This is a genomic window from Novosphingobium sp. GW821-FHT09E05, assembly GCF_059416165.1.
In genome coordinates, this window is record NZ_JBWKOQ010000001.1 from 936,074 (window position 1) to 949,565 (window position 13,492).

Below are 13,492 nucleotides of genomic sequence, written 5' to 3' on the forward strand. Positions count from 1 at the left end.
AACTTCCTGGTGACCGGGCGCACGGCAGAGAGCGTGCTGGGTTCGGAAGATCCGGCGCCGTTTGGTCTGTTCAACGCAGCAGGAACCTCGCCGTTCCTGCTTATCGGCGACCACGCAGGATCTGCAGTTCCGCGTCCCTTGCAATCTCTTGGTTTGCAACCCGATGATCTGAGGCGCCACATAGCAATCGACATCGGCGTGCTAGGCCTCGGTCGGGCGTTGGCGCTCCTGCTGGATGCGCCTTTCGTGCATCAGGCCTACTCGCGCCTCGTCATCGACTGCAATCGCCTCCCCGCAAGGCCCGACGCTATCCCGGAGGTTTCCGACGGCACCCCCATTCCAGGAAATCGGCATCTAAGTGATCGGGCGCGCGATGCCCGAAGCGCCGCGATCCACAGACCTTATCATGCCGCGATCGCAGCGCTCCTTGATACTCGGCGCACTTCCGTCGAGGAGACGATCCTACTGTCGTTGCACAGCTTCACGCCGAAGATGGACGGAGTGACCCGGCCTTGGGACGTCGGGGTATTGCACGGTTCGGGACGGACGGAATTTGCCCTTGGACTGCGAGATGCACTTGCGGAGCAGGCAGACCTGACCGTTGGCGACAACGAGCCTTACGCCATGGATGAGACCGACTATACTGTTCCGTTCCACGCGTTCCCGCGAAACCTCCCCTACGCCGAGATCGAGGTCCGCCAAGACCTTATTTGCGGCCTGCCTGGACAAAAGGCATGGGCGACGCGTCTGGCTGAAGCAGCAAGAGGAGCCGCTGGAATATCGTCGATGCGTGACAACTTAGCGCAAGAGGCGCCCGCTTGTGGGCATGGACCCATACTGGCAGATAGGGCGTGAGCGGCAGCCCCTGGAAAGAGGGCGACCATCATCCCATCAGCCCGGCGCTCCTCAGCGCATCTTCGATGACCTTGCGCACACCGCCAGCGTGGTGGGCATGCAGGTCATGGACGAAGGGGCGGCATGCCAATATCGGCGCCTTGCCGATCGAGTCGTGAGCCGGTTCCTGCTTTGACGGGGAGGATGCAGGCTTCTTCGCAACCCCGGCAGCCCCGTTCTCGGCCTCTTGAGCCAGTCCCCAAAAACGGCAGATGCGCTGAGTGGAGGAAATGTTCGCTTCCAACATGTAGGCACCGCTGGCTCCGCAGCCATCTTCGCCCAACGTGTCCAACGGAGTGCCGTGACCCATGCCGCGGATGGTGTATTCCTCGATGACTTCTCGACCGGACGCGTCGGTCCACACGCGCCGGTCATGCCCACGGACAGTCTCGATATGGTCCGGCGCCGTTCGCGCGGCGTGCAGGGGGCGCCACTGATCGATGATAGCCCGGGCGTTGTCATGGCTCACAGTTGCATCGGCGGTGCCATGCCAGATCGACAGCGTGGGCCACGGTCCCTCGTTGCCCGAAGCACTGCGAACCAGTGCCGTCAGCTCCACGGCGCTCGGCATCCCGTGTCCGCGCATCCGGTCGAATGCCTGCGGGACCGTATTTGCACATCCGTAGGGCAGGCCTGCGATGATCGCGCCCCCCGCGAACACCTCCGGGTAGGCCGCGAGCATGACCGAGGTCATCGCTCCGCCCGCCGACAGGCCGGTCACGAACACGCGGGCCGGGTCCAGTCCGTACCGCGCGGTGACGGCGGCAACCATCTGACGGATCGAATGCGCCTCGCCCATATTCCGCCGGTTGTTGATCCGCGAGAACCAGTTGAAGCACAGATTAGGGTTGTTCTGACGCTGCTGCTCAGGGAATAGAAGGGCAAATCCGTGCCGGTCCGCCATGTCCGACCATCCTGCACCGATGTCGTAGCCACCAGCATTCTGCGTGCAGCCATGCAGGACGACGACAAGCGCCGCGTTCGCCTCCAGCGTCTGGGGTATGTAAACGTATCCGCTCAACGCCGCGGGGTTTGGACCAAAATCGGACAGCGGTGTGAGCCTGCTGCTTGCCGCGGCAAAAACATTTGCGGATCCAGCCGCGCGCAGGGCTGCAAGCCGATTAATCGTATCGGATACCTTTCGCATGCCAATTCCTTTGGGTCAGGGCCGCTATCAGGTGCACATGCCGATTTTGCTGCACTGCACAATAATTGGTGGTACGGGCATCAACTTCAACGTTCGTTGAGACGGCATTGATCTGGGTTAACACGTTTGTGCGGCCGTCCTGAGAGGCTCGGCTTCTCCATATTCTGGTTCGCGTCCGAGGCATTTTTCGCGCCAGAGCTTCGATCAGTTCGCGCGAGGTTAGCTTTTTTTGCTTGCGGGTTATCCACACGAGAAATCCGGAGGCGCCTCGGACCATTCGATTTTAGGTCACAGTCCTGAATATCCTGAAGCCGCTATCCGAGATGTTCGGACTAAGCCCGCCGGTCACCTGACTGACCTGAAGGTTCCGAAATGGGAAAGCGGACGGACTGTTCCTGTGAACGGAAAATCTGCCGCTGAGCGTCTCATAAGGGTCGACAGATACCTAAAGACGGTGAGTTTCGGCTCGCCGCAGGGTGATGCGCGTAAGTTCGGAGGGCTTGCCCAGCCGCAGGGCGAAGCCGGGCCAGATGCCGGTCCCGTTGTTGACGTAAAGAGTCATGCGGCCGACCGCATACAGGCCCGAAACGAAACCGCCATTCGCGCGCGCGACTAGACGGTCGAGCCCGGAGACCATCCCGCCATGGGTATGGCCCGACAGTTGGAGCGCCACGCCTTCTCCAGCCGCCTCGCGTGCCCTTCGCGGTTCGTGGTCCAGCAGCACGATCGGTGCGTTCCGGGGGCGTCCGGCCAGTGCCTTGGACAAATCGGGAAGCGGCTTGCCGGCGCCGCGCGCGGAGGGGTCGGTGACGCCCGCCAGAACCAGTTCGGCGCCACCGCGCGCGATAACCGTATGCGCGTTCGCAAGCACATGCATGCCGAGCGAGGCCAAATGTGACATCCATGCGTCATACCCGGAGAGGTATTCATGATTGCCGGGGATCAGCCAGACGCCGTCGGCAGCCCGCAAATCGCGTAGGGGTTCGACGTCCTTTCGCCGGTGGGCGACGCTGCCATCGATCGCGTCGCCCGTCACGACGATCACGTCGACGGCAAGACGATTCACGGCATCGACCACGGCGCGGGTCCAGGGTGCGGGAAACAGCCGGCTGATGTGCAGATCGGTCAGTTGCACGAGCGTATAGCCTTCGAACGCGGCGGGTAGGTTCGGAATGGCTATCGTCACGTCCTTCAACGGTGGAACCCGGCTGGCCTGGCCCACGCCGAAAGCGGCGAGGGTGAAGGCAGCGATGGCGATGCCATACCGTGCCTCGCTCCAGACACCCGGTGCGATCCCGGCGAGCATCGCGACAAGCCCGGCCAAATCGAGCGCGATCTGGAACGCGGCGAGCAGGACGATCGCGCCGAAGACCCAGTTGAACAGGATCACCAGCGGCCTCGGGAATTCGGGGGCGAACACCGAGCCCGACGAAAGACGGCTCCAGAAATGGAACTGGGAAGCGACTAGCAGGACGAGGGCGATCGCAATCTTGAGAGCGATCGGTAAGGGAAGGGGGACCAGAGTGCGGGTCACGACGTAAAACCAGGGTAACGCAAACACCAGATGGAACATCGCTGGCTAGTCTTCCTATGCGGGGAATGGATGCAGTGGGGCGAACAAGGCGCCGCTTAGCCGAACGCGATGCCGGTCAGTCTTTCCGAAGCGGTCCACAGCTTCGCGGCAACCTGGGCATCAAGGGCCTGCGGTTCGATCCTGCCGGGCCCCGGCGGGCCTTTCAGTTCCTTCCAGCCCTGTGGCCCGAAATACTCGCCGCCGGTCACCCCAGGCATGGTCGCCGCCATCAGTTGCGGCAGCGCGCCTTGCGCGGCCGAATGGCCGATCACGCCTAGCGCCAGCCTGCCGAGCCACGGCACGAGGCCGCCGTTGCCCGCGGCCGGACCGTTGGCGATCAGATCGGTGTTCGCGGCGCCGGGATGCGCTGCGACGCTGTTTAATCCCCAGCCGTTGGCCTTGCTGCGCCGGTCAAGCTCCAGCGCGAACATCAGCATTGCCAGCTTGGTTTGCGAATAAACCGGCCAGGGCTTGTAGCCTCGCTCGTATTGCAGATCGCCCAGCCTGATCGCCCCGCGGCGGTGCGCGATGCTGGCAAGCTGCACGACGCGCGCCTTGGCGGCGATCAGCAGCGGCAGCAGCCGCGCGGTCAGGGCGAAGTGCGAGAGATAGTTGGTGCCCAATTGCATCTCGAACCCATCGGCGGTGGTCTCACGGGTGGGGAGCGCCATGATGCCTGCATTGTTTACGAGAATATTGATCGGGCGTCCCGCCGCCAGCATACGCTCGGCGAACGCTTCCACCGAGGCGAGGCTGGCAAGATCGGCAATTTCGAACCGGACCGAGGCGCCGGGGTGGCGGCCGCGGATGAGCGCTTGTGCGGTTCGGCCCTTGTCCGGATTGCGACCGACGAGGATGACCTCGGCGCCAGCGCCCGCCAGTGCCAGAGCCGTCTCCAGGCCGAGCCCGCCAGCGGCGCCGGTGATGATCGCCAGCCTGCCGGACTGTTCGGGAATGTCCTTGGTGGTCCAGTTCGCCATATTTGCTATCCTTCGCAGCGAGCAGTCACAGGAGGGCGTTGGGTGCAAAATTATGCACTCGGTGCAAACATACAAGAAGTGCAGGAAAATTTATCAGCTAGGCCGAACGGCCTGCGTGGGCGCAAGCGGGCGCAGACGCATGCTCGTATCCAGTCAGAGGCCATGCGCCTGTTCATCGAGCGGGGATTCGAGGAAACCACGCTCGATGAAATCGCCGAAGCCGCCGGAGTCTCGCGCCGTAGCCTGTTCCACTATTTCGGGTCCAAGGAAGAGATCGTCTTTTCGGCCAAAGCGAATTTTCCAGACCTCATCGTCGAGGCGGTCAGCCGGCGGCCTGCCGACGAGCCGTTACTCGACATGGTGGAGAACGCGCTGATCGACGTGGCGATCCGGTTCCAGTCACCGCAGGCGCGCGATCTGGCCCGGCTGATCCACGATACGCCCGCGCTCAGCGCTGGCGACCAGGCCAAGTACGAGAAGATCGAGCGCGTGCTGGCCGACGCGCTGGCCGATCGCAAGGGGCTTGCCCGGCCGGACATCGACTGCCGCGTCACCGCCGCGACTGCGATCGGCATCCTCAAGCTCTCGACGGAAGTCTGGTTGACCGGAGACGACGCGGGCCCCGAGATATTCGGCAAGGCCGCTTTCGCCGCGTTGCGACGGGTCACGGGCTAGCCGTAGCGGTTTTCGGATGCCGGCGTGTCGTCGCCCTCGTCTTGCCCACGCGTGCATAGGGCGTCGCCGTCGTCATGAGCCGATGGAGGAGTGCATCGGCTCCTGCTTGTACACCCCCGGGCAGGTCACAGGCCTTGAAGCGCGACAGAATGTCTCGCTTTATGATCTCGCGGCACACTTCGTCGGGAAGGTTCCTTTCCAGGCCATAGCAAACGGCGATGCGCCCTTTGCGTTCCGCTTGAGCTCCGAGCGATCCACCTTCGCAGTCTCGTCCCATTCGGGCGACGATCACTGGCAGGGCAGGTCCGCCGCGCGCGTTGGGTGAGGACAGCGCGCACCCGCGCGCTCGCGTTGCTTAATCAGTCTGCCAGCCGGCGGTGTGGGCGCCGCTCAAGCGTGTCGGCAATCATGTGGATTTTGGTCGTCCGTCCACCTCGGGAACGCCCCAGCGGCTGATACTTGTCCCTCCTTTTCTAATCGCTAGCTGTTGGCGGTTATGTCGCGAATCTCCGAAGTCTGCGGTCACCATGACGTCTGAAACCAGGCGAGCGTCTTTTCCTGCTTGTGCTGGGTGACCTTGAAGCCCTCCAAAACCATTGGTGCCGCCTCTTCGGCGGCATCCAGGTACTTTGCCCACCACGTCATCATGTCGCGCCGCTGGGAGAGATAGCGGGCAGCATTATAAACGCCTCTGACGCCGCGCGGCATATGCGCCAGCTGCATCTCGATCCAGTCCGGCATGAACAGACCCGACTCGTTGAGCACTGTACTTCCAAGCGACCGAAAACCGTGGACCGTGGCTTTTCCGCGAAGGCCCATACGGTACATGACATCGAGCATCCGGTTTTCGCTGATGACGTCCGACCGCGATCCCGCCACGGGGAAGAGGAACTTGCCGAGCCGTTCGTTGCCCGCTTTTCCAAATGGATTGGCATCGCGGATCTGGCGTAGCAGATCGACGGCCTGCGGTGGGAGCGGCACCAGATGCTCGGAGCGCATTTTCATGCGCTCGGGCGGTATCCGCCAGAGGGGTTCGTCACCCCCAAGGCCTTCGAATTCGGTCCACTGGGCGAACCGGGTCTCCTGGGTGCGCACCATCGTGAGGATCGTCCATCGCAAAGCAAGATGGCTCAGGCGCGATCCTTCATCCGCGTTGAGCCGCGCGAAGAATTCCGGAAGGTCCTTGATTTCGACCTTGGCGCGGTGACGCACCGGCGCTGGCTTGATCATCGCGGCAGACAGATCGCGGCAGGGATCACTTTCGCAGCGGCCGTCCGGAATGCCGAAGCGGAAGATCTCGCTGCAGTGATTCTTGATGCGGTGCGCCATCTCGTACGAGCCGCGCGCTTCGATGACGCGCAAGGCTTCGAGCATCGTGCGCGGCAGGATGGAGCGCACGGGCTTGTCGCCAATGATGGGGAGGATATCGCTCCTGAGACGTCCCTCGATAAGCCGGGCATAGCGCGGTGACCAGGCCGGCCGGCGCGCTTCGATCCATTCTCGGGTCAGCATGGCGAACGTCGTCTTGTCGGCGGCGACCTGAAACTTCGCCTCTTTCTTATGCGCGATCGGATCGGTGCCTTTGCCGACGAGCTCTTTCATCTCTTCGCACCAGACGCGTGCGCGGTGAAGGCTCACGGCCGGATATTCACCGCCATCGACGGTCTTCTGCTTACCGTCGAAACGGTAGGCAAGGCGCCAGCGCTTTTTCCCGTTGGGCATGACGACGATGTGCAGGCCGCCGCCATCGGATTTCTTGATCGGCTTGTCGTGGGCGGTGAGGGTCGTGAGCAATTGATCGGTCAGCATGGTCGGCACCTTCGGCTCTGCTGTCGCGGATCCGTTCCTTGCCTGGGCCGTTTTAGCTGCCTTCGAGCCTGTTTTTACCAACAGGATGACCAACAGATCGCCTGAAACTGCCTGATCGGAATGGCTCCGGTGTGGGACAGCATATGCGAAATATGTCATTGAAAACAGTATATTTTATTGCGACCGCTTGAGACGTTGTTGGTCAAAATGGGTCGAAATATTGGCTGGGGCGGCAGGATTCGAACCTGCGAATGCCGGTACCAAAAACCGGTGCCTTACCACTTGGCGACGCCCCAGCGGATCGGCCGCGCGTCACGCAGCCTCATGGGAGAGGCGCCGCTTAGCGGCTTATCCCGGCGCTGAAAAGTCCCTTTGGACCGAGTTATCCAGCACCGGAAGGCCGGTCAGCCCTTCAGCACCGCGTCGATGTCGGCCGCGCTGTGGCGTTCGGGGACGAGGCCCTCGCCCTTGCGGTTGACGATGCGGCCGCGCCGGACACCCTCGCGCGCGCCGAGTTCCTCGCCCCAGCGCACGAGGTTGGTGTAGCTCGGCACGTCGAGGAAGGTCGCCGCGTCGCCGTAGGCATCGCCGCGCACGAAACCGCCGAACCAGCCATAGGCGGCGATGTCCGCAATCGTGTAGTCATCGCCTGCGAGGTAGCGGGTTTCGCCCAGGCGCTTGTCGGCGACGTCGAGGATGCGCTTGGTTTCCATCGCGTAGCGGTTGATCGGGTACTCGTACTTCTCGGGCGCGTAGGCGTAGAAGTGACCGAAACCGCCGCCGATCAGCGGCGCGGTCGACATCTGCCACATCAGCCACGACATGCATTCGGTGCGGGCCGGGCCGCTGGACGGCAGAAAGGCCCCGAACTTCTCGGCGAGGTGGAACAGGATCGCGCCCGACTCGAACACGCGCACCGGCTCGCCGCCAGAGTAGTCGAGCAGCGCGGGGATCTTGGAATTCGGGTTGACCGAGACGAACCCGGAGGAGAACTGGTCGCCCTCGCCGATATTGATCAGCCAAGCGTCGTACTCGGCCCCGGCGTGGCCCGCCGCCAGCAGTTCCTCGAACAGGATCGTGACCTTCTGGCCATTGGGCGTGCCGAGCGAGTGGAGCTGGAAGGGATGCTTCCCGCGCGGCAGGTCCTTCTCGTGCGTGGCGCCGGACACCGGGCGGTTGATGTTGGCGAACTGGCCGCCGTTGGCCTTGTCCCAGGTCCAGACCTTGGGCGGGGTATAGGTGGGATCGGCCATGCGGGGATGCTCCTTGGGGAGAGGGAATTGCCGCCCACAGGTAGGTTGGCGTCCGTGCTCCGGCAAGGGCCGCCGGGGAGCTATTCGCATGGCAAGAGGGGCACGCCGTCTGGACGTTCGATCAAGCCCCCGTCATTGACTCGAAGGTGGGCAGGGCGTGCAATCGGGACGTGTAAAAGAGCCGGGCCCCCGGCCGCAGAACGGGAGACTTGCCCCATGACCGCCACCTCGCTGGCCCCGCCGCCGCCCGCCGCGCCCTTGGGAAACCGCACCGTGGAGACCATCCGCGGCCAGCACCACAAGTTCATGCTGATCCCGATGGTCGAGCGCCACGCGCGCTGGTTCGATGCCGGGCTGGTCTCGATCGCGGTCGAGGCGCGGGCGCTGGGCGACAGCCTCCAGCGCATGGTGCGCGGTCCCAGCATCCACGTCTTCAACGCCGCGCGCGACGAGGAGTACCTGCGCTTCGACGTCTTCGGCAAGGTGCTGCACTACCACTACATCCTCAACGGACCGGGCCACAACGTGCTCTGGGGCTACGACCCCGACGTCAACGGTCCGATGATCCCCTGGGTGGCGGGCGCGCTGAGGGAGCGCCTGCCGGTCATGCTGCGGCGGGCGGATGCGGGCGCGCTCGCCGACGAAGTCGAGCAGCAGGGCTGGGACACCTCGGTCCTGCCCGAAGTCGCGCGCGAGGCGACGCTGGCGCTGGCGCCGCGCGAGGACGACCTGGTACGCGCCCGCGAAGGCATGGACTGGATGTACGAATGGAAACGCCTCCACCCACAGTTCAACACCGTGGGCGAGGGAGAGTATTAGGGGCGTTGGCGGGCTGGGCGGTTCGCTGTGCCGCGATCGTTGCCCGATCTCAAAAACTACTCCATCCCAAAAACCTCGTCGCCCCCGCGCAGGCGGGGCCCCGATTCCTTGCGTCCTCGAAAGACAAGCGGGGTCCCCGCCTGCGCGGGGATGACGGGGTGTTGGGTCGTAATCCAGCTGCCCGGCCGCCAACCGGCGCGGCCTTGCCAGCGGTCCCGGATCAAGTCCGGGACGACGTTTAGCCGATCTTTCGGATCCAGCCGTGGGCGTCCGGTGCTTCGCCGCGCTGGATGGCGACGAGGCGGTTCTTGAGCTTGCCGGTCAGCTGGCCGGGGCCGCCGGTGCCGACGGTGAACTCGCCGTCACGGCCAGACACCTTGCCGACCGGGGTGACCACCGCGGCGGTGCCGCAGGCGAATGTCTCCACCAGCTTGCCCGAGGCGGCGTCTTCGCGCCACTGGTCGAGGCTGTAGCGGCCCTCCACGACGTTCAGCCCTTCCTCGCGCGCCAGCGTCAGCAGGCTGTCGCGGGTGATGCCGGGCAGGATGGTGCCGGTCAGCGCCGGGGTGAGCAGCGTGCCGTCCTCGAACACGAAGTAGAGGTTCATGCCGCCCAGTTCCTCGATCCACTTGTGCTCGGCGGCGTCGAGGAAGACGACCTGGTCGTGGCCGCGCGCGATCGCTTCGGCCTGGGGCACGAGGCTGGCGGCGTAGTTGCCGCCGCACTTGGCGGCGCCGGTGCCGCCGGGCGCGGCGCGGGTGTAGTCGCTCACCCAGATCGAGACGGCCGGCGCGCCCGACTTGAAATAGTTGCCGGCGGGGCTGGCGATGACGATGAACTTGTACTGCTTGGCCGGTCGCACGCCGAGGAACGCCTCAGTCGCGATCATGAACGGGCGCAGGTAGAGCGAGCTGCCTTCGCCTTCCGGAATCCAGTCGCGGTCGAGCGCCCCGAGCCGCTCGATGGCCTCGACGAACAGCGCCTCGGGCAGGTCGGGCATGGCGAGGCGCTGGGCCGAGAGATTGAAGCGCGCGGCATTGGCCTCGGGACGGAACAGCGAGATCGATCCGTCGGCCTGCTTGTAGGCCTTCAGTCCCTCGAAGATTTCCTGCGCGTAGTGCAGCACGGCCGCTGCCGGGTCGAGCGCGATGGGCTGGCGCGGGCCGATCACCGCGTCATGCCAGCCTTGCCCCTCGGTCCACTCGATCGTCACCATGTGGTCGGTGAAATTGGTGCCGAAGCCCGGGTTGGCGAGTACGGCGCCGCGCGCTTCGGCGCTGGTCGGGGCGGGGTGGGCCAGGGCGGTGAAAGACAGGCCGGTATCGGCGAGACTCGCCATCGAACGAACTTCCTATAAACTGCGATCAGGATGCGCCGTTGAACGAAAATGTCGTGGATCGCAACCCTAAAGCAACATTGCTTCTCAGACCCTCAGGTCTAGCATGACGATCGGAAGAGGCAAATCCTCCTCGAAACGGGGAGGAGAGCAGGGGGCGCTGTCCAAATGAGAAGGGCCGCACCGGAATTCCGGTACGGCCCTTCGCATGGTCAGCGGCCGGGAAGTGCCGCCAGCGAAGCCTTTATCGCTAGTCAGGAATAGCGATAATGCTCCGCGACGGGAATTGCCGACCTCTCTGCTGAACCATGAGACATCGGATCACCTCCTTTCGCGCTGTTGAGCCAAGTGCCGCACTGAAGCGGCGAGGACTTCGGTAACCCCCGGGCGCGTTTCCCGGGTCCCGTCGTCCTGAGAAAAATGTGGCTCATTCCGCATCGCACAACAAGTCTTGCAATCATTTTTTTTGGCGTCATGATCTTCGCTTCCGGCCGGCTTTTACCCAGCTTTGCGGCGGGTTTCGGGTCCGGTGGCGGACCGTCCCGTCAGATTTTTCCACAGTCCAGAATCGCCGTCGTCCGCGCGAACGCGGGGACCGCCGATGACCCTTGAGAAGGCCCCTCGCCGAGAGGCCGCGCGGCCTGGCAAGCGTCCCCGATCAAGCGGGGGACGTCGGGGTCAGCGGCAGTCCTCGACCACGCGGGTCACTTCCGTCCAGCTCGGCACATAAAGCGTCGGCTCGCCCGCCACCGCGATGACGAAGCGGCCCCGGCTCAGCGCCATGGAATCGAGCAGGGGGTCGCGGGCGGGCAGGCTCGCCTCGATCCCCGCGGAAGTGGCGGTGCCGGCCAGCGCGCGGCTGGTGTTCGAGGTGGTCACGCCGATCGAGACAGGAACCGCGCGGGGCCCGGCTGCGCGGGTCAGGGTGACGATGCGGGCCTGCGGATTGCAGCGCATGCTGAACACGCCGCCGCCGAAGCTGGCCATGGAGCCGCCGGCGGTGGCTGCGTAAGTCCAGTCGCCCGGCGTGATCGGGGCGTCGCGCCAGTCGGCGGAGAGCGTCGGCGTGGGCGCGGGGCGCTGCGGCGGAGCGGGGAGCGCGCTGGGCGTCGGCGTGGGCATCGACGGCGGCGGCGGCACGCAGCCGGCCAGTAGTCCCGCCAGGAGCGAGGAGGAGAGGGCCGCCGTGGAGGGGAAGCGGGAAACGATGGCGCGGACGCGCGGATTTGCCTTCATGGCCCCGGTATGGAATGACGCGCCGCCCATCTCAAGTGTACACTGCCCCATGACCGACCCATCCGTGCCCCGTTCCGTCGAAAAGAAGCCCGCCAAGGCGCGGGTCGATCAGCTGCTGGTCGACCGGGGCCTCGTCGAGAGCCGCACCCGCGCGCAGGCGCTGGTGCTGGCGGGCCTCGTGTTCTCGGGCGAGACCAAGATCGCCAAGCCGGGCCAGAGCCTGCGCGGCGACGCGCCGCTCGACGTGCGCGGGCGCGACCATCCCTGGGTCTCGCGCGGCGGGATCAAGCTGGCGCACGCGATCGCGCACTTCGGGCTCGATCCCTCGGGCGCGACGGCGATGGATATCGGCAGTTCGACGGGAGGCTTCACCGACGTGCTGCTGACCCACGGGGCGGAACGGGTCTTCGCGGTCGATTCGGGCACCAACCAGCTCGCGTGGAAACTGCGGAACGATCCGCGCGTCACCGTGCTGGAGCAGACGAGCGCCCGCATCCTGACGCCGACCGAGATCGACGCCCCCTGCGACTGGGTGGTCTGCGACGCCAGCTTCATCGGCCTCGCCAAGGTGCTGGAGGTGCCGCTGCGCCTCGCCGCGCCGCGCTGCCGTCTCATCGCGCTCATCAAACCCCAGTTCGAGGTCGGGCGCGGCGAAGTGGGCAAGGGCGGCGTCGTGCGCGATCCCGTCCTCCACGGGCGGGTCTGCGGTGAAGTGCGCGACTGGCTCGAAGGCGGGGGCTGGGTGATCCAGGGGATCGTCGAAAGCCCGATCAAGGGGCCGGAAGGAAACATCGAGTTTCTCGTTTCGGCACAACGTGAAGGGTAAGCGGCCGCAAGCGATTGCGCCCGCGCGCGGCGCGCTCCACAAACCGCGAAAGGCCGGTGTCCGGCCGTCGATTCGGAGAATAGAGCGCCCATGAACCTGCTAGCCTCGTCGGGCCAGTTGCGTGCCGGTTTCATGCGGTGGCTGCTCGTTTGCGTTCCCCTCGTCGTGCTGCTTGGTTTCCTGTCGGGCACTCTGTCCCAGAGCGGGCCGGAAAATCCGTGGTTCGCCGAACTGGTCAAGCCCGCCGGCTACCCCCCGCCCGCGACCTTCGGGATCGTCTGGACAGTGCTCTACGTCATGTTGGGCGTGGCGCTGGCGCTGGTCCTCTCGGCCCGCGGCGCGCGCGACCGCAGCATGGCGGCGGCGGTGTTCGGGGCGCAGTTCCTGCTCAACCTCGCATGGTCACCGGTATTCTTCGGCCTGCACCTCATGTCCGTCGCACTGATCGTGATCGTCGCGATGCTTCTCGCGGCGGCAGCCACCACCGTGCTGTTCTGGCGGGTGCGGCCGGTGGCGGGCGCGCTGCTGCTGCCCTACCTCGTGTGGCTGGCTTTCGCGACCTACCTCAACTTCGCGATCCTGCGCGAGAACCCCGGCATGGACGGCGTCCAGCGTTCCGGCGCGGTGGAGCGGTTCGAGATCTGATCCCTCTTGCGCCGGGCGCCGCCGCGCTCCATTTAGGCGCCATGCAAAGCGAAAACCCCTTCGTCGCCGATTTCGTGAAGATGATGAACAGCGCAGCCGGTACGCTGGCCGGTGTCGGCCGCGAGGCGCGCGACGGTGCGCGGGAGCGCGTCAAGGAGTTCATGGGCGACATGGACTTCGTCAGCCGCGAGGAATTCGACGCGGTGAAGGACCTCGCCGCCACCTCGCGCGCCGAGGTCGAGACGCTGAAGGCCCGCCTCGACGCGCTCGAAGCGAAGCTCAATCCTTCCACCTGACCT

General features: G+C 65.1%; 14 protein-coding genes and 1 tRNA gene. 6 read left to right on the top strand and 9 right to left on the bottom strand.

Annotated elements, in window-relative coordinates:
- Positions 1-9: 9 nt before the first annotated feature.
- A complete protein-coding gene (locus AC07M9_RS04310; protein ID WP_494881604.1) occupies positions 10-855 on the top strand; it encodes an N-formylglutamate amidohydrolase in 846 nt (281 codons plus the stop codon).
- Positions 856-883: 28 nt separating this feature from the next.
- Here the strand turns inward: AC07M9_RS04310 and AC07M9_RS04315 are convergent, their stop codons facing one another.
- The 3 genes from AC07M9_RS04315 to AC07M9_RS04325 form a co-directional block, all read right to left on the bottom strand.
- The gene (locus AC07M9_RS04315; protein WP_494881606.1) at positions 884-2,041 is read right to left on the bottom strand and encodes an extracellular catalytic domain type 1 short-chain-length polyhydroxyalkanoate depolymerase; all 1,158 of its coding nucleotides are present in this window, start codon (positions 2,039-2,041) and stop codon (positions 884-886) included.
- Between the two features lie 445 nt (positions 2,042-2,486).
- Positions 2,487-3,614, bottom strand: coding sequence for a metallophosphoesterase (locus AC07M9_RS04320; RefSeq protein WP_494881608.1), 1,128 nt, complete (start codon positions 3,612-3,614; stop codon positions 2,487-2,489).
- Positions 3,615-3,670: 56 nt separating this feature from the next.
- A complete protein-coding gene (locus AC07M9_RS04325) occupies positions 3,671-4,594 on the bottom strand; it encodes an SDR family oxidoreductase (protein WP_494881610.1) in 924 nt (307 codons plus the stop codon).
- A 162-nt stretch (positions 4,595-4,756) separates the two neighbouring features.
- Between AC07M9_RS04325 and AC07M9_RS04330 the strand changes: the two genes are divergently transcribed.
- Positions 4,757-5,269, top strand: a complete 513-nt coding sequence (locus AC07M9_RS04330) for a TetR/AcrR family transcriptional regulator (RefSeq protein WP_494881612.1) — start codon at positions 4,757-4,759, stop codon at positions 5,267-5,269.
- Here the strand turns inward: AC07M9_RS04330 and AC07M9_RS04335 are convergent.
- From AC07M9_RS04335 to yghU, 4 genes are all read right to left on the bottom strand, one after another.
- Positions 5,259-5,546 carry a TPM domain-containing protein gene (locus AC07M9_RS04335; protein WP_494883886.1) on the bottom strand — a complete coding sequence of 96 codons (288 nt, stop codon included), beginning with the start codon at positions 5,544-5,546 and terminating at the stop codon, positions 5,259-5,261. The two genes, AC07M9_RS04330 and AC07M9_RS04335, sit on opposite strands and share 11 nt — an antisense overlap.
- A gap of 245 nt (positions 5,547-5,791) precedes the next feature.
- The gene (locus AC07M9_RS04340; RefSeq protein ID WP_494881614.1) at positions 5,792-7,171 is read right to left on the bottom strand and encodes a tyrosine-type recombinase/integrase; all 1,380 of its coding nucleotides are present in this window, start codon (positions 7,169-7,171) and stop codon (positions 5,792-5,794) included.
- 128 nt (positions 7,172-7,299) lie between these two features.
- Positions 7,300-7,374: transfer RNA gene (locus AC07M9_RS04345), tRNA-Gln, on the bottom strand.
- A 108-nt stretch (positions 7,375-7,482) separates the two neighbouring features.
- Positions 7,483-8,331, bottom strand: coding sequence for a glutathione-dependent disulfide-bond oxidoreductase (gene yghU / locus AC07M9_RS04350; RefSeq protein ID WP_494881616.1), 849 nt, complete (start codon positions 8,329-8,331; stop codon positions 7,483-7,485).
- A gap of 216 nt (positions 8,332-8,547) precedes the next feature.
- On the opposite strand from yghU, the gene AC07M9_RS04355 reads away from it, so the two are divergent.
- Positions 8,548-9,150 carry a DUF7700 domain-containing protein gene (locus tag AC07M9_RS04355; protein ID WP_494881617.1) on the top strand — a complete coding sequence of 201 codons (603 nt, stop codon included), beginning with the start codon at positions 8,548-8,550 and terminating at the stop codon, positions 9,148-9,150.
- Between the two features lie 238 nt (positions 9,151-9,388).
- Here the strand turns inward: AC07M9_RS04355 and AC07M9_RS04360 are convergent, their stop codons facing one another.
- Both AC07M9_RS04360 and AC07M9_RS04365 read right to left on the bottom strand, forming a co-directional pair.
- Positions 9,389-10,489 (bottom strand): branched-chain amino acid aminotransferase, encoded by a 1,101-nt coding sequence (locus AC07M9_RS04360; protein ID WP_494881618.1) that lies wholly within the window; start codon positions 10,487-10,489, stop codon positions 9,389-9,391.
- Between the two features lie 675 nt (positions 10,490-11,164).
- Entirely contained in the window at positions 11,165-11,722 is a 558-nt protein-coding gene (locus AC07M9_RS04365; protein WP_494881619.1) for a hypothetical protein, read from the bottom strand.
- 49 nt (positions 11,723-11,771) lie between these two features.
- Between AC07M9_RS04365 and AC07M9_RS04370 the strand changes: the two genes are divergently transcribed.
- The 3 genes from AC07M9_RS04370 to AC07M9_RS04380 all read left to right on the top strand — a co-directional run bounded on the left by AC07M9_RS04370 (position 11,772) and on the right by AC07M9_RS04380 (position 13,489).
- Positions 11,772-12,548: a TlyA family RNA methyltransferase gene (locus AC07M9_RS04370; RefSeq protein WP_494881621.1), complete on the top strand. Its 777-nt coding sequence runs from the start codon at positions 11,772-11,774 to the stop codon at positions 12,546-12,548.
- Positions 12,549-12,638: 90 nt separating this feature from the next.
- A complete protein-coding gene (locus tag AC07M9_RS04375) occupies positions 12,639-13,193 on the top strand; it encodes a TspO/MBR family protein (RefSeq protein ID WP_494881623.1) in 555 nt (184 codons plus the stop codon).
- Between the two features lie 41 nt (positions 13,194-13,234).
- Positions 13,235-13,489 (top strand): accessory factor UbiK family protein, encoded by a 255-nt coding sequence (locus AC07M9_RS04380; RefSeq protein WP_494881625.1) that lies wholly within the window; start codon positions 13,235-13,237, stop codon positions 13,487-13,489.
- The last annotated feature ends 3 nt before the right edge of the window (positions 13,490-13,492 follow it).

What these genes read in the sequence shown, in the direction of transcription:
- AC07M9_RS04365 (WP_494881619.1), bottom strand. Translation starts at nt 11,722, where the DNA reads ATGAAGGCAAATCCGCGCGTCCGCGCCATCGTTTCCCGCTTCCCCTCC.
- AC07M9_RS04335 (WP_494883886.1), bottom strand. Translation starts at nt 5,546, where the DNA reads ATGGGACGAGACTGCGAAGGTGGATCGCTCGGAGCTCAAGCGGAACGC.
- AC07M9_RS04375 (WP_494881623.1), top strand. Translation starts at nt 12,639, where the DNA reads ATGAACCTGCTAGCCTCGTCGGGCCAGTTGCGTGCCGGTTTCATGCGG.
- AC07M9_RS04360 (WP_494881618.1), bottom strand. Translation starts at nt 10,489, where the DNA reads ATGGCGAGTCTCGCCGATACCGGCCTGTCTTTCACCGCCCTGGCCCAC.
- yghU (WP_494881616.1), bottom strand. Translation starts at nt 8,331, where the DNA reads ATGGCCGATCCCACCTATACCCCGCCCAAGGTCTGGACCTGGGACAAG.
- AC07M9_RS04380 (WP_494881625.1), top strand. Translation starts at nt 13,235, where the DNA reads ATGCAAAGCGAAAACCCCTTCGTCGCCGATTTCGTGAAGATGATGAAC.
- AC07M9_RS04325 (WP_494881610.1), bottom strand. Translation starts at nt 4,594, where the DNA reads ATGGCGAACTGGACCACCAAGGACATTCCCGAACAGTCCGGCAGGCTG.
- AC07M9_RS04320 (WP_494881608.1), bottom strand. Translation starts at nt 3,614, where the DNA reads ATGTTCCATCTGGTGTTTGCGTTACCCTGGTTTTACGTCGTGACCCGC.
- AC07M9_RS04315 (WP_494881606.1), bottom strand. Translation starts at nt 2,041, where the DNA reads ATGCGAAAGGTATCCGATACGATTAATCGGCTTGCAGCCCTGCGCGCG.
- AC07M9_RS04330 (WP_494881612.1), top strand. Translation starts at nt 4,757, where the DNA reads ATGCGCCTGTTCATCGAGCGGGGATTCGAGGAAACCACGCTCGATGAA.
- AC07M9_RS04370 (WP_494881621.1), top strand. Translation starts at nt 11,772, where the DNA reads ATGACCGACCCATCCGTGCCCCGTTCCGTCGAAAAGAAGCCCGCCAAG.
- AC07M9_RS04355 (WP_494881617.1), top strand. Translation starts at nt 8,548, where the DNA reads ATGACCGCCACCTCGCTGGCCCCGCCGCCGCCCGCCGCGCCCTTGGGA.